The following is a 21750-nucleotide window of genomic DNA, read 5'->3' on the forward strand; positions in this document are numbered from 1 at the left end:
GCCTGTGAGGGCCCGCGAAAGGCCGGCGGCCGGCATCATGTCGGTTGCGGAAAAGCCGCTAGGGCACAGATCGCCCGAGTGACCGGTCGGCAGTCGGGACAGCGGCCGGCGGGGCGCGCTTTTCGCGCCACTTCAATTCCAACAGAGAGGCACGAAAAACGCGCCCCGTTTCCCGAACGATGCAAACCCCGGCGGAACCCCGCGCGGCAACGAAGGAGCCTGCCCGAAATGTATCGCTGCTCAGCAAATTGCTCACCAACTTCAAATGCCCCTTTCTCCCCGCGGGCGGGGAGAAGGTGAAGATGAGGGGCGAGCGCCGTCAGTGGCCGGGATGGGGAAGATGGAAGCGCGCCATCGGGCGGAAACAGGGTTTGGCAATAACACTGCTTCGAAACCGGCAAAGTTTCCTCCGCGTCAAGAAAGTTTGCACCGCAGCATCGTCCACGCTAATCATACCGCGTCGTTTTGGCGCGGAGGGGAGTTTCGCGCCAGGCAATCCCGCACAAACCTTCTCTTCCCGGAGTTTTTGCCAGTGCAGATTAAGAAGATCCTCGTCGCAAACCGTTCCGAAATCGCCATCCGCGTCTTCCGCGCAGCCAATGAACTCGACATCCGAACGGTGGCCATCTGGGCCGAGGAGGATAAATATTCACTGCACCGCTTCAAGGCTGACGAATCCTACCAGGTGGGGCGCGGACCGCATCTGGAGCGTGATCTTGGCCCCATCGAGAGCTATCTCTCGATCGATGAGGTGATCCGCGTCGCCAAATTGTCGGGAGCTGACGCTATCCATCCGGGCTATGGCCTTCTGTCCGAGAGCCCCGAGTTTGCCGAAGCTTGTGCGGAGAACGGCATTGTCTTTATCGGTCCCAAGCCTGAGACCATGCGCCGCCTCGGTAACAAAGTGGCCGCGCGCAATCTGGCGGTGGAGGTGGGCGTGCCGGTGGTCCCCGCCACCGAGCCATTGCCCGATGACATGGAAGAGGTTGCCCGCATGGCGGAGGAAGTGGGCTTCCCGGTTATGCTCAAGGCCTCCTGGGGTGGCGGCGGACGCGGCATGCGCGTCATTCGCAGCCGTGAGGATCTGGAGCACGAAGTCACCGAGGCAAAGCGCGAGGCCAAGGCCGCGTTCGGCAAGGATGAAGTCTATCTCGAAAAGCTGGTCGAGCGCGCGCGGCACGTGGAGGTTCAGGTTCTGGGTGATACGCATGGCAATGCCGTGCATCTGTTCGAGCGGGACTGCTCCATTCAACGCCGCAACCAGAAAGTCGTGGAGCGGGCACCGGCGCCTTACCTGAATGACGAAAAGCGCGCCGAACTGTGCGGCTATGCGCTGAAGATCGCCGAGGCAACCAATTACATCGGCGCCGGCACAGTCGAATTCCTCATGGATGCAGACACGGGCGCCTTCTATTTCATCGAGGTCAATCCGCGTATCCAGGTGGAACACACGGTCACCGAGGAGGTGACCGGCGTCGATATCGTCAAGGCGCAGATCCACATTCTGGAAGGGGCGAAAATCGGCGACAAGGCTTCAGGTGTTCCCGCGCAGGCGGACATTCGTCTGAATGGTGATGCCCTTCAGTGCCGCATCACCACGGAAGACCCGGAGCAGAACTTCATCCCGGATTACGGTCGTATCACCGCCTATCGCGGCGCGACTGGTTTCGGCATCCGTCTGGACGGTGGTACGGCCTATTCCGGCGCGGTCATCACGCGATTCTACGATCCGCTGCTTGAAAAGGTCACGGCCTGGGCGCCGACACCCGAAGAGGCCATCGCCCGCATGGACCGCGCGCTGCGCGAGTTCCGTATTCGCGGCGTGGCGACCAACCTGACCTTCCTTGAAGCGATCATCAGCCACCCGAATTTCCGCAATGCGTCCTACACGACCCGGTTCATTGACGAGACACCAGAGCTTTTCACGCAGGTCAAGCGGCGGGACCGCGCGACCAAGCTTTTGAACTATCTGGCCGATGTCACGGTGAACGGCCATCCTGAGGCGCGGGGCCGGGCACTGCCCAATGCCGAGGCGGCGGCGCCGCATGTGCCTTATGTCGACATGCCGGTGCCGGACGGAAGCAAGCAGACGTTCGATAAGCTTGGGGCCGAGGGCTTCTCCAAATGGATGCGCGAGCAGGAGCGCGTGCTGGTCACCGACACGACGATGCGCGATGCGCACCAGTCGCTGCTTGCCACCCGTATGCGCACATTCGACATGGCGCGCATTGCCGGCGTCTATGCCCGCGCACTACCTGAGCTTCTGTCGCTGGAGTGTTGGGGCGGGGCGACCTTCGATGTCGCCATGCGCTTCCTGACGGAAGATCCGTGGGAGCGTCTTTCACGCATTCGCGAGGGCGCGCCGAACCTGCTTCTCCAGATGCTCCTGCGCGGTGCCAATGGCGTCGGCTACACCAACTATCCCGACAATGTCGTGCAGCACTTCGTCAAACAGGCGGCGGAAGGCGGCATCGATCTCTTTCGTGTGTTCGACTGCCTCAACTGGGTGGAGAACATGCGGGTGGCGATGGACGCGGTGCGCTCCGAAGGCAAGCTCTGCGAGGCGACCATCTGCTATACGGGCGATCTCCTCGATCCGGACCGCGCGAAGTACGATCTGAAATACTATGTCGGGCTTGCCGGAGAACTTGAGGCTGCTGGTGCAAACATCATCGCCATCAAGGATATGGCCGGCCTCCTGAAACCGGGTGCGGCGCGGGTGCTGTTCAAGGCGCTCCGCGAGGCAACCGATCTGCCATTGCATTTCCACACGCACGACACGTCCGGCATTTCCGCCGCAACGGTGCTTGCCGCCGTTGAAAGCGGGGTCGACGCCGTTGACGCGGCAATGGATGCGCTCTCCGGCAACACATCGCAGCCTTGTCTCGGCTCCATTGTCGAAGCGCTCAAGGGCGATGCCCGCGATACCGGGCTCGACCGTGAATGGGTGCGCCGCATCTCCTTCTACTGGGAGGCCGTGCGCAACCAGTACGCCGCCTTTGAAAGCGACCTGAAGGGGCCGGCTTCCGAGGTCTATCTGCACGAAATGCCTGGCGGCCAGTTCACCAATCTCAAGGAGCAGGCCCGCTCGCTGGGGCTGGAGACCCGTTGGCACGAGGTGGCGCGCGCCTATCATGACGTCAACATGATGTTCGGCGATATCGTCAAGGTCACACCCTCCTCCAAGGTTGTGGGTGACATGGCGCTGATGATGGTTTCGCAGGATCTGACCGTCGCGGATGTCCAAAATCCGGAAAAGGATATCGCTTTCCCGGACTCGGTGGTCTCCATGCTGCATGGCGATCTTGGTCAGCCACCGGCAGGCTGGCCTGAGGCCCTGCAGAAAAAGGTCTTGAAGGGGGAGAAGCCGATCACGGTGCGACCCGGTTCGCTGCTGGAGCCGGCCGATCTTGAGGCGGATCGCAAGGCGCTCGAAGAGAAGCTCGGTCGCAAGGTGAGCGAGTTCGAGTTTTCCTCATGGTTGATGTATCCCAAGGTCTTCACGGACTTCGCCGCCGCATCGGAAAATTATGGTCCCGTCAGCGTGTTGCCGACGCCTGTCTACTTCTACGGCATGCAGCCCGAGGACGAGATTTTCGTCGAGATCGAACGGGGCAAGACGCTGGTGATCCGTTGCCTTGCGATCGGCGAGGTTGACGAGAAAGGCATGGTGACCGTGTTCTTCGAACTCAACGGCCAGCCTCGTCGCGTCAAGGTCCCCGACAGGGTGCACGGTGCGTCTGCATCTGCGGCGCGCCGCAAGGCGGAGGCCGGCAACGAGGCGCATGTGGGGGCACCGATGCCAGGTGTCGTGTCCACGCTTGCTGTCAAGCCGGGGCAGAGTGTCCAGTCTGGTGATGTGCTTTTGTCCATCGAGGCCATGAAAATGGAAACAGCGCTTCATGCCGAGCGCGACGGAACGATCGCCGAGGTTCTTGTGAGCGCGGGCGATCAGATCGATGCCAAGGATCTGCTCGTCGTGTTCGAGAACGGCGATTGACGATCTCGGTTAAACCGATTTAAATGCGGCGCGATCAGGTGATTTCTGACGCGCCGTTTTTCTTGGAGCCGGTTATGTCATTCCGGAATGCGTCCATCGGGCGCTGGGCTGTTGCGGCCTGCTTTTTCGTCAATGGTTTCATGGTAGGCAGTTGGGCTCCGCAGATTCCGGTTGTCGCCTCCCGCTTTGAGCTGAGCGAGACGGCGCTTGGTCTGCTCATTCTCGTTTTCGGTTGTGGAGCGGTGGCCGTGATGCCGCTGTGTGGCTATTTGATCGGCCGGTTCGGCTCCCGCATTGTCTTGCGGGTGGCCGCTATTGTGTGCGCCCTGTCCTTTGGCGGCCTCGTCGGAGCCGCGTACATCTGGCAAATGATTGCCGCACTTATCTTTTTTGGTGCATTTCTGGGTGCCATGGATATCTCCATGAACGCCAATGCCGTGGCTGTGGAGCGCTCGCTCGGACGGGCGGTGATGTCTTCGTCACACGGGTTTTGGAGTCTGGGCGGGTTTGTCGGTGCCGGCGCGGGCGGACTGCTTATTGAGCGCTACGGTTACATGGCGCATGCGGGAATGGTGGTGGCATTTGCCGTTGTGCTTGTCCTTGTCACGCTGCCATTTCTGATTGTTGAAGCTCGGCCCATGGCCGGGGAGGATGGCCATGGGCGCAAGGGATTGCCCCGCAATCCGATGGTCTATGTGACAGGTCTTGTCGCACTTTTCTGCATGTTGCCGGAGGGAGCGGTGCTCGATTGGGCAGCGCTTTACCTCCGGCAGGAAATGGGCGCGGGAATCGCCGAAGCGAGTCTGGCCTTTACCGCATTTTCCGGCGCCATGGCGGTGATGCGTTTTGCCGGCGACCGTTTGCGCAATCGTTTCGGTGCAGTGCGCACCTTACGCTATTCCGGCATCGTCGCAACGATCGGCATGCTTGGAGCCGGGTTCGCCACTTCGCCCATGCTGGCGACGATAGCTTTCGCTCTCAGCGGTATGGGTATCGCCAACATGGTGCCGATAGTCTTTTCCGCTGCGGGCAACCAGCCGGGGCTGTCACCGGGGGCAGGTATGAGCGTGGCAACCACGATCGGCTATTCCGGCATGCTTGTTGCTCCATCGCTGGTGGGCTTCATCGCTGAGCGCACCGGATTCGCGCCGATTTTCCTGGCTTTTTCCCTGCTGCTTGCCTGCGTTCTGATGCTGGCCAATCTCGTCAGGTCCGCTGATACGATTGCTGCGCAGCCTGCCGGTGGTGCTTGATCTTTACCTGGCGCTAGATGTTGCCCATCAGCATTAGTATTAAAACGATAACCAGCAGCAGGCCCAAGATGCCTGACGGTCCGTATCCCCATCCGCGCGAATGCGGCCAGGCGGGGATGGCGCCAAGCAAGATCAAGATCAGAATGATGATGAGGATTGTGCCGAGCGACATCGCGTTCTCCTCGCTGTGTTGAAAGCCTTGCATTTCAACGTGTCAGCAGCACTTCGGTTCCCTCAAAAGCAAAGAAGCCGGCGCGTCGCTGGGGATGCGCCGGCTCGTGATGTAAAAAAGGCCTGGTCCCTCACTCAGCTGGTTTGGGAAAGGGGTCTTCCGGAACATCGGAAGTCTTTACCGGTGTCTTGTCCTTTTCACCCCGACGGAACAGTCGAGCAAACAGACCGCGCCGCTTCTGGCCGGCGGGCAGGGTCTCGCGTGTGAACACCATCAAAGCAGAGGGCGTGACGATCAGCGTTAGAGCTGTCGCAAAGGTGAGGCCATAGACGATGGCGCCTGATAGCGAAATCCACCACTGGGTCGAGGGCGCTCCGATGGTCACTTCCTGGTGGAACAGTTCCAGTCCGAGACCGAAAGCGATTGGCGCCACACCGAGCACAGCGGAAATGGCGGTCAGCATGACCGGGCGCGCGCGTTCGCGGCAGGTCTGAAGGATGGCCTCCTGCTTCTTCCAGCCTTCGCGCCGCAGCCGGTCATAGGTGTCGATCAGAACGATGTTGTTGTTCACCACCACGCCGGCAAGCGCAATGACACCAATGCCGGACATGACGATGCCAAAGGGCTGCCCGGTTATGAGCAATCCAAGGAACACACCGATTGTGGCCATCACCACGGTCATCAACACCAGGAAGACGCTGGTGAACTTGTTGAACTGGGCAAGAAGCACCACGAAAATCAGAAAGATTGCGGCGCCGAAGGCTTTCGACAGGAAGGCGCTCGCTTCTTCGCTTTCCTCGTTCGACCCGGCGAGTTTCCAGCGTGTGGTGCCAAGGTCCATGTCGCCAAGCGTCTGCGTGACTTCGGCCTGGACGGCCGAGACCTGATAGCCGCTGGCGACATTGGCTGTGACGACAATGGTGCGCTGTCCGTCGATGCGGTTCAAAATGCCGGTCGACCGTTCCGGTTCGCGTGATACGAAGTTGGAGATTGGGACCGGACCCTGTGATGTCTGGACCCGCAGCTGATCCAGGGCAGAGAGGGTGCGCCGGTCCTCGGGCAGGCGCAGGCGAATATCGACAGCGTCGTCGACACCGGCGGGCCGGTATTCTGACAGTTTCAATCCGTTGGTCACAAGCTGGACCACCGTGCCGACAGACACCGGGCTGATCCCGTATTGTGCTGCCTTGGCGCGATCCACCTTGATCGCCCAGTCGATGCCGGGTGGCGGGAGGCCGTCAGATATGTCGATCACGCCCGGCACGTTTCCGATCGCACGCGCGACCTCCGCGGCATGGCTGTTCAGGTCTGTCGGATCCGCAGCTGAAAGGCGAACCTGGATCGGCTGACCGGTCGGAGGACCGCCTTCGGGTACGCGGACCTCGATTTCGACACCAGGGGTGCCGGCAAGCTCACGCCGCAGATCATCAAGGATCTTGCTCGCAGGCTCGCGCTCCCGCCAGTCAATAAATTCGTATTGGATGACACCGATGACATCTTCATCGATATCCTGTCCGCCGCCACGGGTTTTGCCGACGCGTGTATAGACGGATTCAATGCCTGGCCAGTTGAGTAGCTTTTCCTCGGCAGGTTTTGTCAGCCGGTCCATCTCTTCAAGCGAGAGGTTTCCACGGGCATGCACATACATGAGGCCGTATTCCGGCTCCACATTGGGGAAGAACTCAACGCCGGCGCCATATTGAGAGTAGGAGTAGATGATGCCGCCCAGCAGGCCGACCGTGAGCAGAAGAACGGTTTTGGGAAAGCGCACAGCCTGCTTCACGAGCCCCATATACCACCCGTCCGGTTTCTGCTCTTCCTGCACATGTGCCTTGGCAAAGATCGCCCCGAGGGTCGGGGTGAATATCAATGCATAGATCATCGAGGCGCTTAGCGTGACGATCAGCGTGATCGGCAGGTATTTCATGAACTCGCCGACAATGCCCGGCCAGAACAAAAGGGGCGAAAAGGCCGCGATACGAGTCATGGTTGCAGCGATCACGGGGCCGGCCATGCGTTTGGCTGCAAGCTCGAAGGCTTGCGCCTTGTCCATGCCCTCGGTCATGCGCCGCTCGGCGAATTCCGTTACGATGATGGCGTCATCAACCAGCATGCCGACGGCCAGGATGAGGCTGAAGAGAACCACCATGTTGACGGTGAAGCCGCCAAGCGAGAGAGCGTAGATGCCCATCAGGAAGGACGCGGGAACGGCGAGTCCGATCAACAGGGAAGCGCGCCCGGAGAGGGTGTAGAGGACAACGATGAAAACCAGAATCACTGCGATCAGGACATGGTTTTGCAGGTCGTTGAGCATGTCGCGGATCATCACCGATTTGTCCTGACTGTAGGACACAGTGATGTTGCCGTCCGTAACCTTCTCGAATTCGGTCGCTGCAGTTTTCACGGCATCAACCGTGTCGACAAGATTCGCGCCGACCCGCTTCTTGACCTCAATGGCGATTGCGTTCCTGCCGTTCAGGCGGGTGATCGTTTCGGCATCCTTGAAGGTGGAGCGGATCTCTGCCAGATCACGCGCGCGCACCACGGCATTCGGGCTTGAGACAATCGGCAGATTCGCCACATCCTCCACAGTCTCAATCAGTGAAGGCACCTTGACAGCATACCGTCCGGCTTCGCCTTCCAGCGAACCGGCTGCGACCAGGCTGTTTGAGGCATTGACGCCATTGATCATCTGGTCGAGCTGCAAGCCGTAAGAGGAGAGCTTCATCGGGTCGATGAGAATCTCGACCAGTTCGTCGCGAGAGCCCTGCAGCGTGCCTTCAAGCACGCCAGGAATTTCCTCGATCCGGTCTCGAAGCTCCCGTGCGGCGGCGGAAAGAACGCGCTCGGGTACGTTGCCGGCAAGCGTTACGACGAGAATCGGAAACTCTGAAATGTTTACTTCATGCACCGAGGGCTCATCGGCCCCCTGTGGCAGCTCGCGCCGTGCGTCGGCGACCTTGGCGCGCACGTCCTCGATGGCATTGGAGAAGTCGTAGCCGGCCTGAAATTCGACAAGAACAAAGCCGCCGCCCTGATAGGCGGAGGATCGCATTTCCTTGACGCCCTCAAGGCTTTTGAGCCGGGTCTCGATCGGGCGCAGCAAGAGCCGCTCCGAGTCTTCCGGTGAGATGCCCTGATAGGTCAGGCTCACATAGATGATCGGGATCGGTACATCCGGCTCAGCTTCCTTGGGGATGCTGATATAGGCCAGTGATCCGGCAATCACGAAGAAGAGCAGGATGGATAAGGTCAGCCTGGCATTCTGAATTGCTATACGGACGATGTCCATCGGGCAGGTCCTGTCTTGTCCCGTCAGCGCGCTTCAGTGTTTCTCCTGATACCGGAGGCGCTTTGTTTCAATGGTATACAGCCTTCGAGCGAAAGCCGTTTTACGCTACAGAAGGCTGTCTCAGCGGGTGGTCATCTCGGAGGCGAGGACGCCTGCCAGTTCCCGTATCAGCTTCTGGTCGGCGATTTCCGTCTTCACCGTGTCACCCTCGGTCACGAGATCCTGACCGGCAACGATTACCTGCGCATTGGCCGGGATGCCGGCAAGGAAGAGAGCCCGGGGCGTGTCATCGACCAGGTCAATCGGGTAAAAGACCACCTTGCCGGTGTCATCGACGGCACGAACGCCAAGCTCGCCATTCTCGTTCAGCGTCACCACGGAACGCGGCAAGGCAACCGCTTCCACCGGCTCGGCGTGAATGTTGATCTCTGCGGTCATGCCGGCGGGAATGCTGCCGTCCTGATTGGGGATCGCCACCTCGATACGGAACGTACGGGTCTGCTCAGAAGCCTCGCGGCTGACGAAGCGGACTTCACCGCTGACTTTCGTGCCGTCAACCAATCGGACGTCCGCCTTGTCACCAACATCGACAGATCCAAGGTCGTGTTCGCTGACCTCGCCCACGGCGATCACCGGGTCGAGTTTGATCAGTGTGGCAACTTCCTGACCCTGCATTGCGGAGGAGCCGAGCTCCACGTCGACCTTGTCGATGATGCCATCGAAGGGTGCGCGTACGGTGATGCGTGCAAGGTCGGCTTCAGCAGCCTCGAGCTGGGAGCGGGCAGTGGCGAGTGCCGAGCGGGCGCTGTCCAACTGCAGGCGGGCAAGATTGCCGGACTTGGCAAGGCGGTCAGCAGCCTCGGATTCGGCCTGTCTCTGGGCCAAAACCTGACGTGCGGTCTCCACCGCCGCTTCCTTGCCTTCAGTCTCGAGCCTCAGGATCAGGTCGCCCGCGGATACCCTGTCGCCCTTTGAGACCGGCAGCTCCGAGACCACGCCGCCAGCGCGCAGGGCCAGGGCCGAACGCTTGTCAGCAGCGGTCTTGCCCGAAACGCGGATCGTTCTGGAGTGATCGATACGCGGCGGCGTCGCCACCGTCACCGTCTGCGCTTCCGCCGGCCTGTTTTCGGGTCGCTGCGCCACGGTCTGTGGCTCTTCACTGGCGCTGCCAACAGAGGAAAACTCCCCCGTGGCGATCCAGGCGGCTGTCGCGACCAACACGGCAATCGCGGCAAGTTTGTGCAACCTTATCTTCGGCATGTCGTTTTCCGATGCGATAGAGCCGGCCTGTCGACTGAGGACCGGCCCGATATGGGGACTGCCCGCGCAGAATTCAATTCGCCAAGGCGCAAGGGCAGGACGCGGTATCTTGCGGCAAAAGCACGCTCATATATCGCACACGCAAGCTTTACAAAAGCCGAATGGCGAATGCTCCTGACATCAACGAACGTCTGTCTGACGTCAGAATGCAAGCACATAAAAACGCCCTCTGCACGCTGGATGCGCGAAGGTTGGGGACATATTGACAAAAATCGTTATTTTGTCAATAGTCGTCGAAAGAAAGTACAGTCCATGAATTTGATTGCCCGATGCACCGATGACCCCAAGCGGGAGCGTATCCTTGATGGCGCCATGAAGGTGTTTCTTGCCTATGGCTTTGCCCGAACCACGATGGATGACATTGCCCGGTCCGCTGATGTTTCGCGGCCGGCGCTTTACCTGCAGTTTCGGAACAAGGCGGACATCTTCCGCGCCATCGGCGCATGCGTTCTTGAGCAATCGCTGGAAGGCGCGCGGCAGGGGCTTGCCGAAGAAGGAACCTTTGGCGAGCGGATGATGACGGCGCTCGACCGGGCCCTGTTCGGGCTGATCGAGACCATCGATCAGTCGGCTCATGGACAGGAAATTCTCGACATGGAAAACAAGATCGCCGCCGATATCATTGCCGAGTGGCGCGATGGGCTGACAGCCATTGTTGAGGCAGCGGTGGCGGATGAGGCAACGCGGACAAATGCCGATCTTGAGGGGCAGGGGCTTTCGGCCCGGGGGCTGGCGGAAATTCTGCTGGATGGTCTTGAAGGTATGCGTATGCGCGGCCTGTGTGGAAAGCCCGCCATAGACGGTGCGCGGCGACTGGTGCGGGTTCTCGAAATTTCCATGGCCGCAGCGCAACCGGAACGTGGTTGAGGCGGGCTGCTGGCTTCAAACTGGTGATCGTCGCTACTGTGCCGTCCAGCCACCATCCATCGGCAGGGCCGTGCCAGTCATCTGCGATGCGTGATCGGAACACAGAAACACAACCAGCCCGCCCAACTCCTCGACAGTGACAAACTCCCGCGTGGGCTGCCTGGCAAGCATCACTTCGCGCACGACCGTTTTACGATCCATGCCATGCACCTTCATCTGATCAGGAATTTGCGCCTCCACCAACGGGGTCAGGACGTAACCGGGGCAAACAGCGTTGCAGGTGATGCCAGTCTCGGCGAGTTCGAGAGCCACTGTCTTGGTCAGCCCCACCACGCCATGTTTGGCTGCGACATAGGCGGATTTGAACGGCGAGGCGCGCAGGCCATGTGCCGAGGCGATGTTGATGATGCGTCCGTGACCTGCCTTCTTCATGTGCGGGATCGCAGCGGCGATGGTGTGGAAAGACGACGAAAGATTGATCGCCAGAATGGCGTTCCATTTTTCGATGGGGAATTCTTCGACGGGGGCCACATGCTGGATGCCGGCATTGTTGACGAGAATATCGACGCCACCGAAGCGTTGTGCCGCCTCATCGATCAGCAGACGGCAGGCGGCCGGATCGGACATGTCGGCGCTCACATAGGTCGCCTCCACGCCGTGATCATCGGCGAGCTTTTTTGCGATAGCATGGTCTTTTGAGCTGTCCGTGAATGAATTCAGGACGATATTGCAGCCGTTGGCTGCCAGCGCTTCGGCAATCCCGAAGCCGATGCCAGACGTTGAGCCGGTGATCACAGCCGTCCGTTTTTGCTTGCCCGGTTCGTCCTGCATGGCATGTCCCTTTGTCGAAGCGTGGGAAATGAGGTAATGTTGCGGCGCAGCAAAGCGACGGATGGAGACACTGTCAAGCGAGGCGATCTGCGCAAATGCGCTTATGCGCCATTGACATTCCGGTCTGTCTCGGCCACCTCAAGCCCGATACGGCTGAAAACGGGACAGTTCCCCCAATGACCGGAACATTCACGGCCAGCAAATCTGTGAGCGGCTATTTCTCTTCACCATTTCCACGGCGCGAGGCCGTGGGTGTTGCCGTGGGCAATGTGATTGTCGGTGGGGACGCACCCGTGGTCGTTCAGTCCATGACAAACACGGACACGGCGGATGTGGACCGCACGGTGGCGCAGATCGCTGCGCTTCATCGAGCCGGCTCTGAATTGGTGCGCATTACCGTGGATCGTGATGAGGCGGCCGCTGCCGTGCCACGCATCCGCGAACGGCTGGAACGGGTGGGTATTTTTGTGCCACTCGTGGGCGATTTTCACTATATCGGGCACAAATTGCTGGCCGATCATCCTGCCTGCGCCGAGGCTCTGGCGAAATACCGGATCAATCCCGGCAATGTCGGCTTCAAGGACAAGAAAGACCGTCAGTTTGCCGCGATCATCGAAACGGCGATCAAGTATGACAAGCCGGTGCGCATTGGCGTCAATTGGGGCTCACTCGATCAGGAATTGCTCACGCGTCTGATGGACGAGAACCAGAATAACGGGTCGCCCATGACGGCTCAGGAAGTGACGCGCGAAGCCATTGTGCAGTCGGCGCTGCTTTCGGCCGAGCTTGCGGAGGAAATCGGGCTCGGGCGCGACCGTATCATTCTTTCAGCCAAGGTCAGCCAGGTGCAGGACCTGATCGCGGTCTATACTGAGCTTGCGCGGCGCTCCAACCACTCGCTGCATCTGGGGCTGACCGAAGCCGGCATGGGCACCAAGGGGATTGTCGCCTCATCAGCCGCGATGGGTATTCTGCTGCAGCAGGGTATTGGTGATACGATCCGCATTTCCTTGACACCGGAGCCGGGCGGCGACCGCACCCGTGAAGTGCAGGTGGCGCAGGAGCTTCTGCAGACGATGGGATTCCGCCAGTTCCTGCCGGTGGTTGCGGCGTGCCCTGGTTGCGGCCGAACGACTTCGACCGTCTTTCAGGAACTTGCCCAGAAGATCGAGGGTGATCTGCGAAAGAACATGCCGGTCTGGCGCAAGAAATATCCCGGTGTGGAGAGCCTGAAGGTCGCGGTGATGGGGTGCATCGTCAACGGACCTGGCGAATCCAAGCATGCCGACATCGGCATTTCGTTGCCGGGGACGGGAGAAACGCCGGCTGCCCCGGTGTTTGTGGATGGCAAGAAGGCAGCAACGCTGCGGGGCGAGAACATCGCGGCAGAGTTTGAAAAGATGGTCGCCGACTATATTGAAAAGCGTTTCGGGCCCCGCGAGACAGCGCAATAGCAGTTCATTTTCCCCGGTCAGCCAGGGATGACATCACCGTTTGGGTCAGTTCGCGCAGCAACTCCTCAAGGAGCTCGCGGCGCGCCTCGGGCATCGCGGTAAAGAGCGCAAGCTCGCTGGCCATGTCGGCCCTGAACGCCTTCTCGGCGCGCTCTTTGCCGGCGGAGGTAAGCTCAACCATCATGCTGCGCCCGTCTTCGGGCGAAGGGGTGCGCTTGACCAGCCCGGCCTTTTCAAGCCGTTTCAGTCTGTGCGTCAGACCACCTGAAGTGATCATCAGGGATTTGTAGAGTTCGGTCGGCGTGAGGCGGTAGGGCGCTCCGGCGCGGCGTAGGGTGGCGATCACGTCGAACTCGCCCCGATCGAGGCCGAAGGCGGCGAAGGTTTCCTCGATGCCGGGGCGAACGAGCATCGATAGCCGGTAGATGCGGCCGAGAATGCTCATGGGGCTCGTGTCGAGATCGGGAAGTTCGTGTGCCCACTGCGCCCGCAGACGGTCGACATGATCCTCACCGGTTTTCTCGATGCTCATGAAAGCTCCTGATCGTTCGCGGGTCTTGTTGGCTTGCTATATATCTTGACGAGAAGATAAAATGCAAATATCTTGATGTTAAGATATTCGGGCTCGGCACAGCGCAGGGCTTTGGAGGAAGAAGGGAGCAACAGCGATGTTTGAGATCATTCGCCGTTCTGAGCAGAAGCCGAGCCCCAAGGGTACGGTGACCTTTGAGGGGGAGCCCTATGGTGGGCAGGTTTCCATGTTCGTGATGAACAGTCCGCCCGGCCACGCCACAGGTCTGCACAAGCATCCCTATTCGGAGACCTGGGTGCTGCATTCGGGGGAAGCTGAGTTCACGGTGAACGGCGAAACCGTGCGCGCGTATACGGGAGACATCGTTGTCGTTCCGGCCGATACACCGCACAGCTTCGCCAATGTGGGGTCTGACCGCCTCGATATCGTTTGCATCCACGCGTCAGGGCGTATCCAACAGGAAAACCTTTGAAGGCCAGAACCCTGAAATCAGCCTCTGCGGGCCTCTGCGGGCCTATGTCAGGCGCTTGCTGAAAGCCGGTGGGCATCGTTTCGCCAGTGGGTGATCTTGTCGGCGAGTTTCTGGGGGGAAATCGGCTTGGGCAGGTAATCGTCCATGCCGGCACCCAGACACTTTTCCCGGTCGCCCCTCAAGGCATGGGCGGTGATGCCGATGATCGGCGTGTGCGTCCCGTTGGCAGCTTCCAGTTCCCGGATCGCAGCCGTTGCCTCGTAACCGTTCATTTCCGGCATCGAGACATCCATGAGGACGAGCCCGGGCTTCAGCGTGCGCAGCATCTCGACTGCCGTCTTACCGTTGCTTGCGATTCTGTATTTCAGTCCCATTCCATCGAGAATCTGGCTGAAAACGAGCTGGTTCACTTCGTTGTCCTCGGCGACCAGAACATCGAGCGGCCCGCTGATCCCGCGCGACCCTGAGAGGCCTCGCTCAAGTGGCGTTGAGGCATGGATCTGAATCGGTTTGGCCTGAATCGGCGCTTCGACGTTGTCCCGCGTGGGGAGCGCGCGGCTCACCTGCATCACTGAAACCAGCGTTTCCAGAAGCATGGAGGCACGTGTGGGCTTGTTCAAGTGCGCGGCAATCCCGCATTCGCTCATGAGGCGCGCCGTATCGGTCTGGTCGACCGATGTGAGAAGGACGAGTGGAATGCCCGCGAGCGCCGGATCCGCTTTGATCTTCTTGGCGACATCAGCGCCATTCATTTCGGGCATCTGATAGTCGAGAATGACACAATCCACCCGCGCATCAAGTTGAGCAGAGCGCTGCAGGAAGGCGAGACCGACGGCGCCGCTTTCCGCGGCTGCGCACTCGAAGCCCCAGCTGTTCAGTTGCTCAAGCAAAATCTCGCGGTTGATCGGATTGTCATCGATGACAAACACGCGTGCCCCGGAAACGTCCACCGGCGCAGTCGCCTGGACGGCATTGGCCGTATCCACAGCAAACGGCACAGTGAAGGTGAACGTGGATCCTTTCCCCACCTCGCTGGTTGCTTCAATGGAGCCGCCCATCAATTCGGCCAGTTTGACAGCGATGGCCAGCCCGAGCCCGGTTCCTTCATGGCGGCGGGTGGACGATGAATCGACCTGCGCGAATTTGTCGAAGACCACGTCCAGCTTGTCTTGGGGAATGCCGATGCCGGTGTCTTCCACCCGAACCGTGACCCGGGTGATCTCCCCTTCCGATTTGCCTGAAACATCAATCAGGACGTGACCGCGCTCGGTGAATTTCACCGCGTTGCCGACAAGGTTCGTGGCGATCTGACGGAACCGGCCCACATCGCCAATGAAGGAAGCAGGCAGTTCCGGATCGACGCGGACGATGAGCTCCAGGTCTTTCTCGGCCACGCGCGAGGAAACCAGAGCCGCCACGTCTTCAATCGCCTCGCCAAGACGGAATGGCGCTTCGTCCAGCTTCAGCTGTCCCGCATCGATCTTCGAGAAATCAAGAATGTCGTTGATGATGGTCAAGAGGGCTGTACCTGATTTGACGATCACGTCGACGAACATCGCCTGACGCTGGTCAAGATTGGTGCGTGCCAGCAGTTCTGCCATGCCCATAACGCCGTTCATGGGGGTGCGGATTTCATGGCTCATATTGGCCAGGAACTCGGATTTCGTGCGGTCGGCCGACTGTGCCTTTATCTTTTCGGCTGCGAGCGAGATATTTGCGCTGTGCAGTTCCTGATGCGCCCTGGAGATGCGGCGAATCATCGGCTCAAAAATGCGTAGCGCCAGGATGAGGCTCGCAGTCACCATGGCCACGGCAACGCCGAAGAGGCCCCATTGGAGGGTGCCGTGGCTTTCAATCATTCCAGCGTTGAGAAGATCGGAGATGCGCTTTAGTTCCGGGCGCACCTGGGTGTTTGCGAGCGATTGGAGCTGCTTGAAAACACGCCGCGCCGTGGCGTTGTCGTAGTCGGTGAAAACCTCCAGCCTGTTGGCGAGCGAGATGATGTCGCGGATCTGCGCCCGCAGCGGGGTTTCTCCATTCTGGCCAAGCCAGATACGACGTACAGAAACGGGGACGGTATGGCCCGTGATATCCGTTGCAGTCGGCATTGTCTGCGAGATGGGCGCGCCTGAGTCCAACCCTCCCTGAAGATTGGTCAGGCGCTGACTTTCCAATGTGGTGACTTCCCCACTAACCGCGAATTCGAGCGCCTGAAAGGCGTCGTTCAATCGCGTCAGCGCCAGCTCGAGTTCGCTGTGACTTGATGCGGTTTCCGCCGCGTCTCCACGCGAAAGAAGTTCAGCCTGTTCAAGGCGCAACGCGTTGTGAATCACATCATTGGTGGCATCCGCCATGTGGCTGATGAATGCGCCGAAACGCACCTGATTCTTGGTCGTCTGCGTTTGCCACAGCAAGAAACCGGTCCCCAAGGCAACTGCGATGACGAAACCAGCCAGCAGCACGAACAAGCGTCCGCGCATATATTGTTGTGTCCCCAGGGTAGGCATTGCTGTTCCCAAGACGTCCCCATTTTCCGTAAGAATTGAACATCCTGATTAATGCCTGATTAACGCTAAAAGAATGAGTTTATACATGGCTTTGCGGCCAAGCGGCATGAATGCGCAGTCATGTTGGAAGAAAAACAAAGCAAGACAGGCCAAGCTGTCGTGTGCTCTCAAGAAAATACGGGTCCGAGATAGTGCTATTTATCGCGATTGGCCACAAAACGAGCGGCTTGGCGAAGGGTCTCGGCACGTTCTTCGAATGGCTCCAGAATTTCTTCAGCCTGAGCAACGAGACCATTGAGTTGATGGCGGGTCCACTCAATTCCATGCAGGCTCGCCAAAGTCGCCTTGCCAGCGGCGGCATCCTTGCCGGTCGCTTTGCCCATCGTTTCGCTGTTGGAGGTGAGATCAAGCAGATCGTCGGCCAGCTGAAACGCGAGACCGATTGCGGATCCAAATTCACCGAGACGTTCCATCTCCGCCGGTTGCGCGCCGCCCACCAAGCTGCCAGCCTCGCAGGCAAAGCGGATGAGGGCGCCCGTCTTCATAGATTGCAGGAGGAGTATTTCCTCTTCGCTGAGGACGGAGCCTTCGGCAGCCAAGTCGAGCGCCTGACCTCCGGCCATGCCGCCCATGCCAGAGGCGCGGGCGAGCCGATTGACAAGCATGACCTTCGTTTCAGCGGGTAAATCTGTCTCGCCGGCGCTGATGATGTCGAAAGCGAAGGTCAGTAGACTGTCGCCGGCCAGGATCGCAGCGGCTTCATCGAAGGCGCGATGAACAGTCGGCTGGCCACGCCGCAGGTCGTCATCGTCCATTGCAGGCAGATCGTCATGGACGAGAGAGTAGCAATGTACGCATTCCAGTGCCGCAGCCACGCGCAATGCAGCGCTCTGGTTTTTCGTATCGAACAGTGCGGCAGTCTCGAGCACAAGGAAAGGCCGTAGGCGCTTGCCGCCGTTCAGAACGCCATGGCGCATGGCCTTCAGCAAACGTTCGGGCCGATGCAGCTCTCCCTCGAGTGGGCGGGGCGCGAGCAGGTCGCGCAGCGTGCTCTCGACCAGACTCGCGCCGGCGGCCAGTTTAATCTCGAAGGGGAGGGGCAGTGTCTCTTCCATGCCCGGAGCGATGCCGTTATTGGGCGTCGGGGTCAAGTCCGATTGTTGGTGCCATTGCGCCGCAGGCATTGGAGCGCTATGCGGAAAGCAGTGTTATGGCGTTTCAAATGCGGGGAAACAGGATTGAGCGGCCCGACAGTCGATCCCGAAAAAAAGCCGTCGACCATGGGCAGCCGGCGTCGTGGCCGTAGCGGTAAAGCGCGGGCAGGAACCGCCCGTGGATGGAGAAGACGGTTTTTCCGCCTTGTTGTGACCATCCTCGTGGTGCTGGCCCTGATACCGGCCGGATTGACGCTTTTGTACAAGGTCCCGTTCGTTCACCCTCTTTCCACATTGATGATGCGCGATCTGGCGACGCTTCAAGGATATGACCGCCGCTGGACTGCGCTCGATGAAATGGGAACGCTAATCCAGCACTCTGTTGTGATGTCGGAGGACGGGCAGTTCTGTGCGCATGACGGGATCGACTGGGCCGCGCTGAACCTCGTCATCAACGATGCGCTGTCGGGCGAAAAGGCGCGGGGAGCTTCCACCATACCAATGCAGACCGTGAAGAATCTTTATCTCTGGCAGGGCCGATCCTTCGTGCGCAAAGGTCTGGAGCTTCCGTTGGCGGTTTACCTCGATCTTGTCCTTTCCAAGCGACGTATCCTTGAAATTTATCTGAACATTGTCGAATGGGGCCCGAACATTTACGGCGCGGAGGCTGCGGCGCAACATTACTTCGGGCGGCGGGCTTCCGAGCTTACGCGCCGCCAGGCCGCTTTGTTGGCAGTGACGTTGCCCAATCCGCTGGAGCGCAATCCGGCAAAGCCATCCGGCGGCCTCAACAGGCTCGCTGCAAATATCGAGCAGCGGGCGCGCAAGGCTGGCGGTTATGTGGGGTGTCTGAAACCCTGATTGCAGCAATTCTCCAAAAAAAATGCATTGCGACCCACTGGCCAAAGGCCGTTTTGACGTGTATAGGCACGCCGACTTCCAATTCCCGGCCGAGATGCTGGGCCCTGGATCAAGGGGCCGCAACGGCCTTTGACCGATTAGCGGAGCAGGACAATGGCTGTACCAAAAAGGAAAACGACGCCTTCGAAGCGCGGCATGCGCCGCTCGGCCGATGCCATCAAGGCACCGACCTATGTCGAAGACAAGAATTCGGGCGAGCTGCGTCGTCCGCACCACATCGACCTGAAGACCGGCATGTATCGCGGTCGCCAGGTTCTGGAGCCGAAGGACGCATAAGCGACTTTCTCTAGTGAATTGCGGAAAGGCCGGTCTTCGACCGGCCTTTTTCGTTTGGGCTACCCATTTGCCGCATTCACCTCAGCGCGCTGCTGAACGTCGTGAAGGACAGAAAGGGCTTTTTCCGCGAGCTGTTCGGGCACGAATACATGGTCGTGATGGAAAGCAGCGATCACATTGCAAGGAATGCCTTCCTCTGCCAGCGCCGTGGCCACGGAAGCGGTTAGCCCCACACCGTCTAGCGCCGAATAGACGCCAAGGACGATCCGGCGCATCGGCATATCTGTGTCGAAGCCATGTGCCCTGGCGCTTTGCAGGGAGACGACCAGCGTCGTTCCCTCCTCTTCCTTGAAAACGCAGAGCGCGTCCTTGATGAGCGTCTCAGAGGTATCCTGGCGGGGGACGCTGCAGAAAACATAGATGCCCTCACTCAGCACCGGCGTCAGGCCTGAAAGCATAGAATGCCGGTCGCGCACAGGGTCGGTCATCTCGTGCAGTCCGAAGGGAAGTTCAGTTGGGAAAGAGCTTCAGGTCAGGAATCGCCCATTGAATCAATCTTGCGTTGCATCGCGGCAATCTGCTCTCGTAAATCTTTCAGATCGTCGGAGCGGTGCGTGTCATTGCCCGCGTCCCTTTCCGGAGCCGCGGGTGGCTCGGAAGCGCCAGACATCGGTGTGAACATGCGCATTGCATTTTGAAACATCTCGATGTTTCGGCGTGTCTGCTCTTCCACCATTTTCATTGGAGCTGACATGCCCATCATGTCCATTGAGGAGGTCCCAAAGGCCTTGTTCATCTGCTCACGCATGCGCTCCTGCTCTTTCGAGAAGGCCATCATGGATTGTTCGAGAAAGCTTGGAACAACCATCTGCATCTGATCGCCGTAAAAGGCGATGAGCTGGCGCAAGAAGGATACGGGCAGCATGTTCTGTCCGTTGCGGTCATTCTCCAATTCAAAAATGATCTGGGTCAGAACCGAATGGGTGATGTCGTCGCCGGATTTGGCGTCCTGCACGACGAAATTTTCATCGCGTTTCACCATTTCAGCGAGATCTTCCAGCGTCACATAGGTGCTGGTGCCGGTGTTGTAGAGACGGCGATTGGCGTATTTCTTGATGACGATCGGGTCGTCCTTGGCTGGCATTACTGACCTCCCCGTAGCACGGTGTCTATGGCGTCGCTTCCGGTCGTCTCTTCCGTCGACCTGGAATAACGATGCCCTGGATTCAAGGACCAGGGGCAGGATATGCGCAAAATCCGGTCGAATGAAAGCGGTTTTCGCAGGGGCGAAGACGCGGTCGCTTTTCTTCGGCGACGCGCAACAGTTGTTGCGCTGCACACTACCGTTTGACTCGTCACTTATTAGCCGCGACAAATGCGGATGAAGTCAGTCCGTTGCACGGGCTGCACAATTTTACGTATCGCCTTTTCACGGGAGAAGTCTTCATGTCGACAGCTGAAGCCATCGTCGTCGCCAGTGCCGCTCGGACACCGGTCGGTTCTTTCAACGGATCGTTTGCCACCGTGCCAGCGCACGAACTGGGCGCCACTGCCATCAAGGAAGCGCTTTCACGCGCTGGCGTGGCGCCTGAAGAGGTGAATGAGGTCATTCTCGGTCAGGTGCTGACCGCGGGCCAGGGGCAGAACCCGGCACGTCAGGCTTCGGTCGCAGCCGGCCTGCCGAAGGAGACAACCGCCTGGGTGCTCAATCAGGTCTGCGGTTCGGGCTTGCGCACCATCGCCATCGGAATGCAGCAGATCGCTACGGGCGATGCCGACATCATCGTGGCCGGCGGGCAGGAATCCATGACGCTCTCGCCGCATTGCGCCTATCTGCGTGCCGGGGTGAAGATGGGCGATTACGCCATGATCGACACGATGATCCGCGACGGCCTTTGGGATGCCTTTAACGGCTATCATATGGGTATCACGGCGGAGAATGTGGCGCGGCAGTTTCAGATCACGCGTGAGGAGCAGGACGCCTTTGCGCTCGCCTCGCAGAACAAGGCGGAGGCCGCTCAGAAGGCCGGGCGTTTCAAGGACGAGATCGTGCCCGTGACCGTGAAGAGCCGCAAGGGGGAGACGGTCATTTCGGAGGATGAGTATATCCGTCATGGCGCGACCCTTGAGGGTATGCAGAAGCTGCGTCCGGCCTTCGACAAAGAGGGCACCGTGACGGCGGCCAATGCATCAGGCATCAATGACGGTGCTGCTGCAGTGGTTCTGATGCGCGAAAGCGAGGCGGAGCGCCGTGGTTTGACGCCGCTCGTACGCATCGCGTCCTGGGCAACGGCAGGTGTCGATCCGGCGATCATGGGCACGGGGCCGATCCCCGCTTCGCGCCGTGCGCTGGAAAAGGCAGGCTGGAAGGCGGAAGATCTCGATCTGGTCGAAGCCAACGAGGCCTTTGCCGCACAGGCCTGTGCCGTGAACAAGGATATGGGCTGGAACCTGGAGATCGTGAACGTGAATGGCGGAGCGATCGCCATCGGCCATCCGATCGGAGCTTCGGGCACACGCATTTTCAACACGCTGGCCTTCGAGATGCGCCGCCGGGGCGCGAAGAAGGGGCTGGCGACGCTTTGCATTGGCGGCGGAATGGGCGTCGCCATGTGCGTGGAAGCGCTGTAGATTGTTTGCCGGCACGCGGCGGCAGACGTCGCGTGCCAGCCGGCTTATCGCTCAGGCACAATGGGGCG

17 protein-coding genes are annotated in these 21750 nt (G+C 59.7%); 8 read left to right on the top strand and 9 right to left on the bottom strand.

Going from position 1 to position 21750, the window contains the following annotated elements; translation table 11 throughout:
* Positions 1-532 precede the first annotated feature (532 nt).
* The gene (pyc, locus tag H7H48_RS14790) at positions 533-4000 is read left to right on the top strand and encodes a pyruvate carboxylase (RefSeq protein WP_229449810.1); all 3468 of its coding nucleotides are present in this window, start codon (positions 533-535) and stop codon (positions 3998-4000) included.
* A 74-nt stretch (positions 4001-4074) separates the two neighbouring features.
* Positions 4075-5253: an MFS transporter gene (locus H7H48_RS14795; RefSeq protein WP_229449811.1), complete on the top strand. Its 1179-nt coding sequence runs from the start codon at positions 4075-4077 to the stop codon at positions 5251-5253.
* 13 nt (positions 5254-5266) lie between these two features.
* Here H7H48_RS14795 and H7H48_RS14800 read toward each other — a convergent pair whose 3' ends face one another.
* The 3 genes from H7H48_RS14800 to H7H48_RS14810 all read right to left on the bottom strand — a co-directional run bounded on the left by H7H48_RS14800 (position 5267) and on the right by H7H48_RS14810 (position 9977).
* Positions 5267-5425: a DUF3309 family protein gene (locus tag H7H48_RS14800; RefSeq protein WP_229449812.1), complete on the bottom strand. Its 159-nt coding sequence runs from the start codon at positions 5423-5425 to the stop codon at positions 5267-5269.
* Between the two features lie 130 nt (positions 5426-5555).
* The gene (locus tag H7H48_RS14805) at positions 5556-8717 is read right to left on the bottom strand and encodes an efflux RND transporter permease subunit (RefSeq protein ID WP_229449813.1); all 3162 of its coding nucleotides are present in this window, start codon (positions 8715-8717) and stop codon (positions 5556-5558) included.
* 120 nt (positions 8718-8837) lie between these two features.
* Positions 8838-9977: an efflux RND transporter periplasmic adaptor subunit gene (locus H7H48_RS14810; RefSeq protein ID WP_229449814.1), complete on the bottom strand. Its 1140-nt coding sequence runs from the start codon at positions 9975-9977 to the stop codon at positions 8838-8840.
* 312 nt (positions 9978-10289) lie between these two features.
* On the opposite strand from H7H48_RS14810, the gene H7H48_RS14815 reads away from it, so the two are divergent.
* Positions 10290-10904 carry a TetR/AcrR family transcriptional regulator gene (locus H7H48_RS14815; protein WP_229449815.1) on the top strand — a complete coding sequence of 205 codons (615 nt, stop codon included), beginning with the start codon at positions 10290-10292 and terminating at the stop codon, positions 10902-10904.
* Positions 10905-10937: 33 nt separating this feature from the next.
* Here H7H48_RS14815 and H7H48_RS14820 read toward each other — a convergent pair whose 3' ends face one another.
* The gene (locus H7H48_RS14820) at positions 10938-11735 is read right to left on the bottom strand and encodes a 3-hydroxybutyrate dehydrogenase (RefSeq protein WP_229449816.1); all 798 of its coding nucleotides are present in this window, start codon (positions 11733-11735) and stop codon (positions 10938-10940) included.
* Between the two features lie 176 nt (positions 11736-11911).
* Here H7H48_RS14820 and ispG point away from each other — a divergent pair, with 176 nt between their 5' ends.
* The gene (ispG, locus tag H7H48_RS14825) at positions 11912-13189 is read left to right on the top strand and encodes a flavodoxin-dependent (E)-4-hydroxy-3-methylbut-2-enyl-diphosphate synthase (protein ID WP_229449817.1); all 1278 of its coding nucleotides are present in this window, start codon (positions 11912-11914) and stop codon (positions 13187-13189) included.
* 4 nt (positions 13190-13193) lie between these two features.
* Here the strand turns inward: ispG and H7H48_RS14830 are convergent, their stop codons facing one another.
* Complete coding sequence (locus H7H48_RS14830; protein ID WP_229449818.1) at positions 13194-13721, bottom strand: MarR family winged helix-turn-helix transcriptional regulator; 528 nt, start codon at positions 13719-13721, stop codon at positions 13194-13196.
* Positions 13722-13857: 136 nt separating this feature from the next.
* Between H7H48_RS14830 and H7H48_RS14835 the strand changes: the two genes are divergently transcribed.
* Complete coding sequence (locus H7H48_RS14835) at positions 13858-14193, top strand: cupin domain-containing protein (RefSeq protein ID WP_229449819.1); 336 nt, start codon at positions 13858-13860, stop codon at positions 14191-14193.
* Positions 14194-14240: 47 nt separating this feature from the next.
* Here H7H48_RS14835 and H7H48_RS14840 read toward each other — a convergent pair whose 3' ends face one another.
* Positions 14241-16673, bottom strand: coding sequence for a response regulator (locus H7H48_RS14840; RefSeq protein WP_229449820.1), 2433 nt, complete (start codon positions 16671-16673; stop codon positions 14241-14243).
* Between the two features lie 221 nt (positions 16674-16894).
* Positions 16895-17815, bottom strand: a complete 921-nt coding sequence (locus H7H48_RS14845; protein ID WP_229450092.1) for a polyprenyl synthetase family protein — start codon at positions 17813-17815, stop codon at positions 16895-16897.
* 123 nt (positions 17816-17938) lie between these two features.
* On the opposite strand from H7H48_RS14845, the gene mtgA reads away from it, so the two are divergent.
* Both mtgA and rpmF read left to right on the top strand, forming a co-directional pair.
* Positions 17939-18715: a monofunctional biosynthetic peptidoglycan transglycosylase gene (gene mtgA / locus H7H48_RS14850; RefSeq protein WP_229449821.1), complete on the top strand. Its 777-nt coding sequence runs from the start codon at positions 17939-17941 to the stop codon at positions 18713-18715.
* A gap of 153 nt (positions 18716-18868) precedes the next feature.
* Positions 18869-19051 (top strand): 50S ribosomal protein L32, encoded by a 183-nt coding sequence (gene rpmF, locus H7H48_RS14855; RefSeq protein WP_007007560.1) that lies wholly within the window; start codon positions 18869-18871, stop codon positions 19049-19051.
* 59 nt (positions 19052-19110) lie between these two features.
* Here rpmF and H7H48_RS14860 read toward each other — a convergent pair whose 3' ends face one another.
* Both H7H48_RS14860 and phaR read right to left on the bottom strand, forming a co-directional pair.
* On the bottom strand, positions 19111-19539 hold the full coding sequence (locus tag H7H48_RS14860; RefSeq protein WP_229449822.1) for an ACT domain-containing protein: 429 nt from the start codon (positions 19537-19539) through the stop codon (positions 19111-19113).
* Positions 19540-19583: 44 nt separating this feature from the next.
* Positions 19584-20195 (bottom strand): polyhydroxyalkanoate synthesis repressor PhaR, encoded by a 612-nt coding sequence (gene phaR, locus H7H48_RS14865; RefSeq protein ID WP_229449823.1) that lies wholly within the window; start codon positions 20193-20195, stop codon positions 19584-19586.
* A gap of 302 nt (positions 20196-20497) precedes the next feature.
* Between phaR and H7H48_RS14870 the strand changes: the two genes are divergently transcribed.
* Positions 20498-21682 (top strand): acetyl-CoA C-acetyltransferase, encoded by a 1185-nt coding sequence (locus H7H48_RS14870; protein WP_229449824.1) that lies wholly within the window; start codon positions 20498-20500, stop codon positions 21680-21682.
* Positions 21683-21750 lie beyond the last annotated feature (68 nt).

Source organism: Nitratireductor sp. B36 (assembly GCF_020833685.1).
Lineage (GTDB): Bacteria > Pseudomonadota > Alphaproteobacteria > Rhizobiales > Rhizobiaceae > Nitratireductor.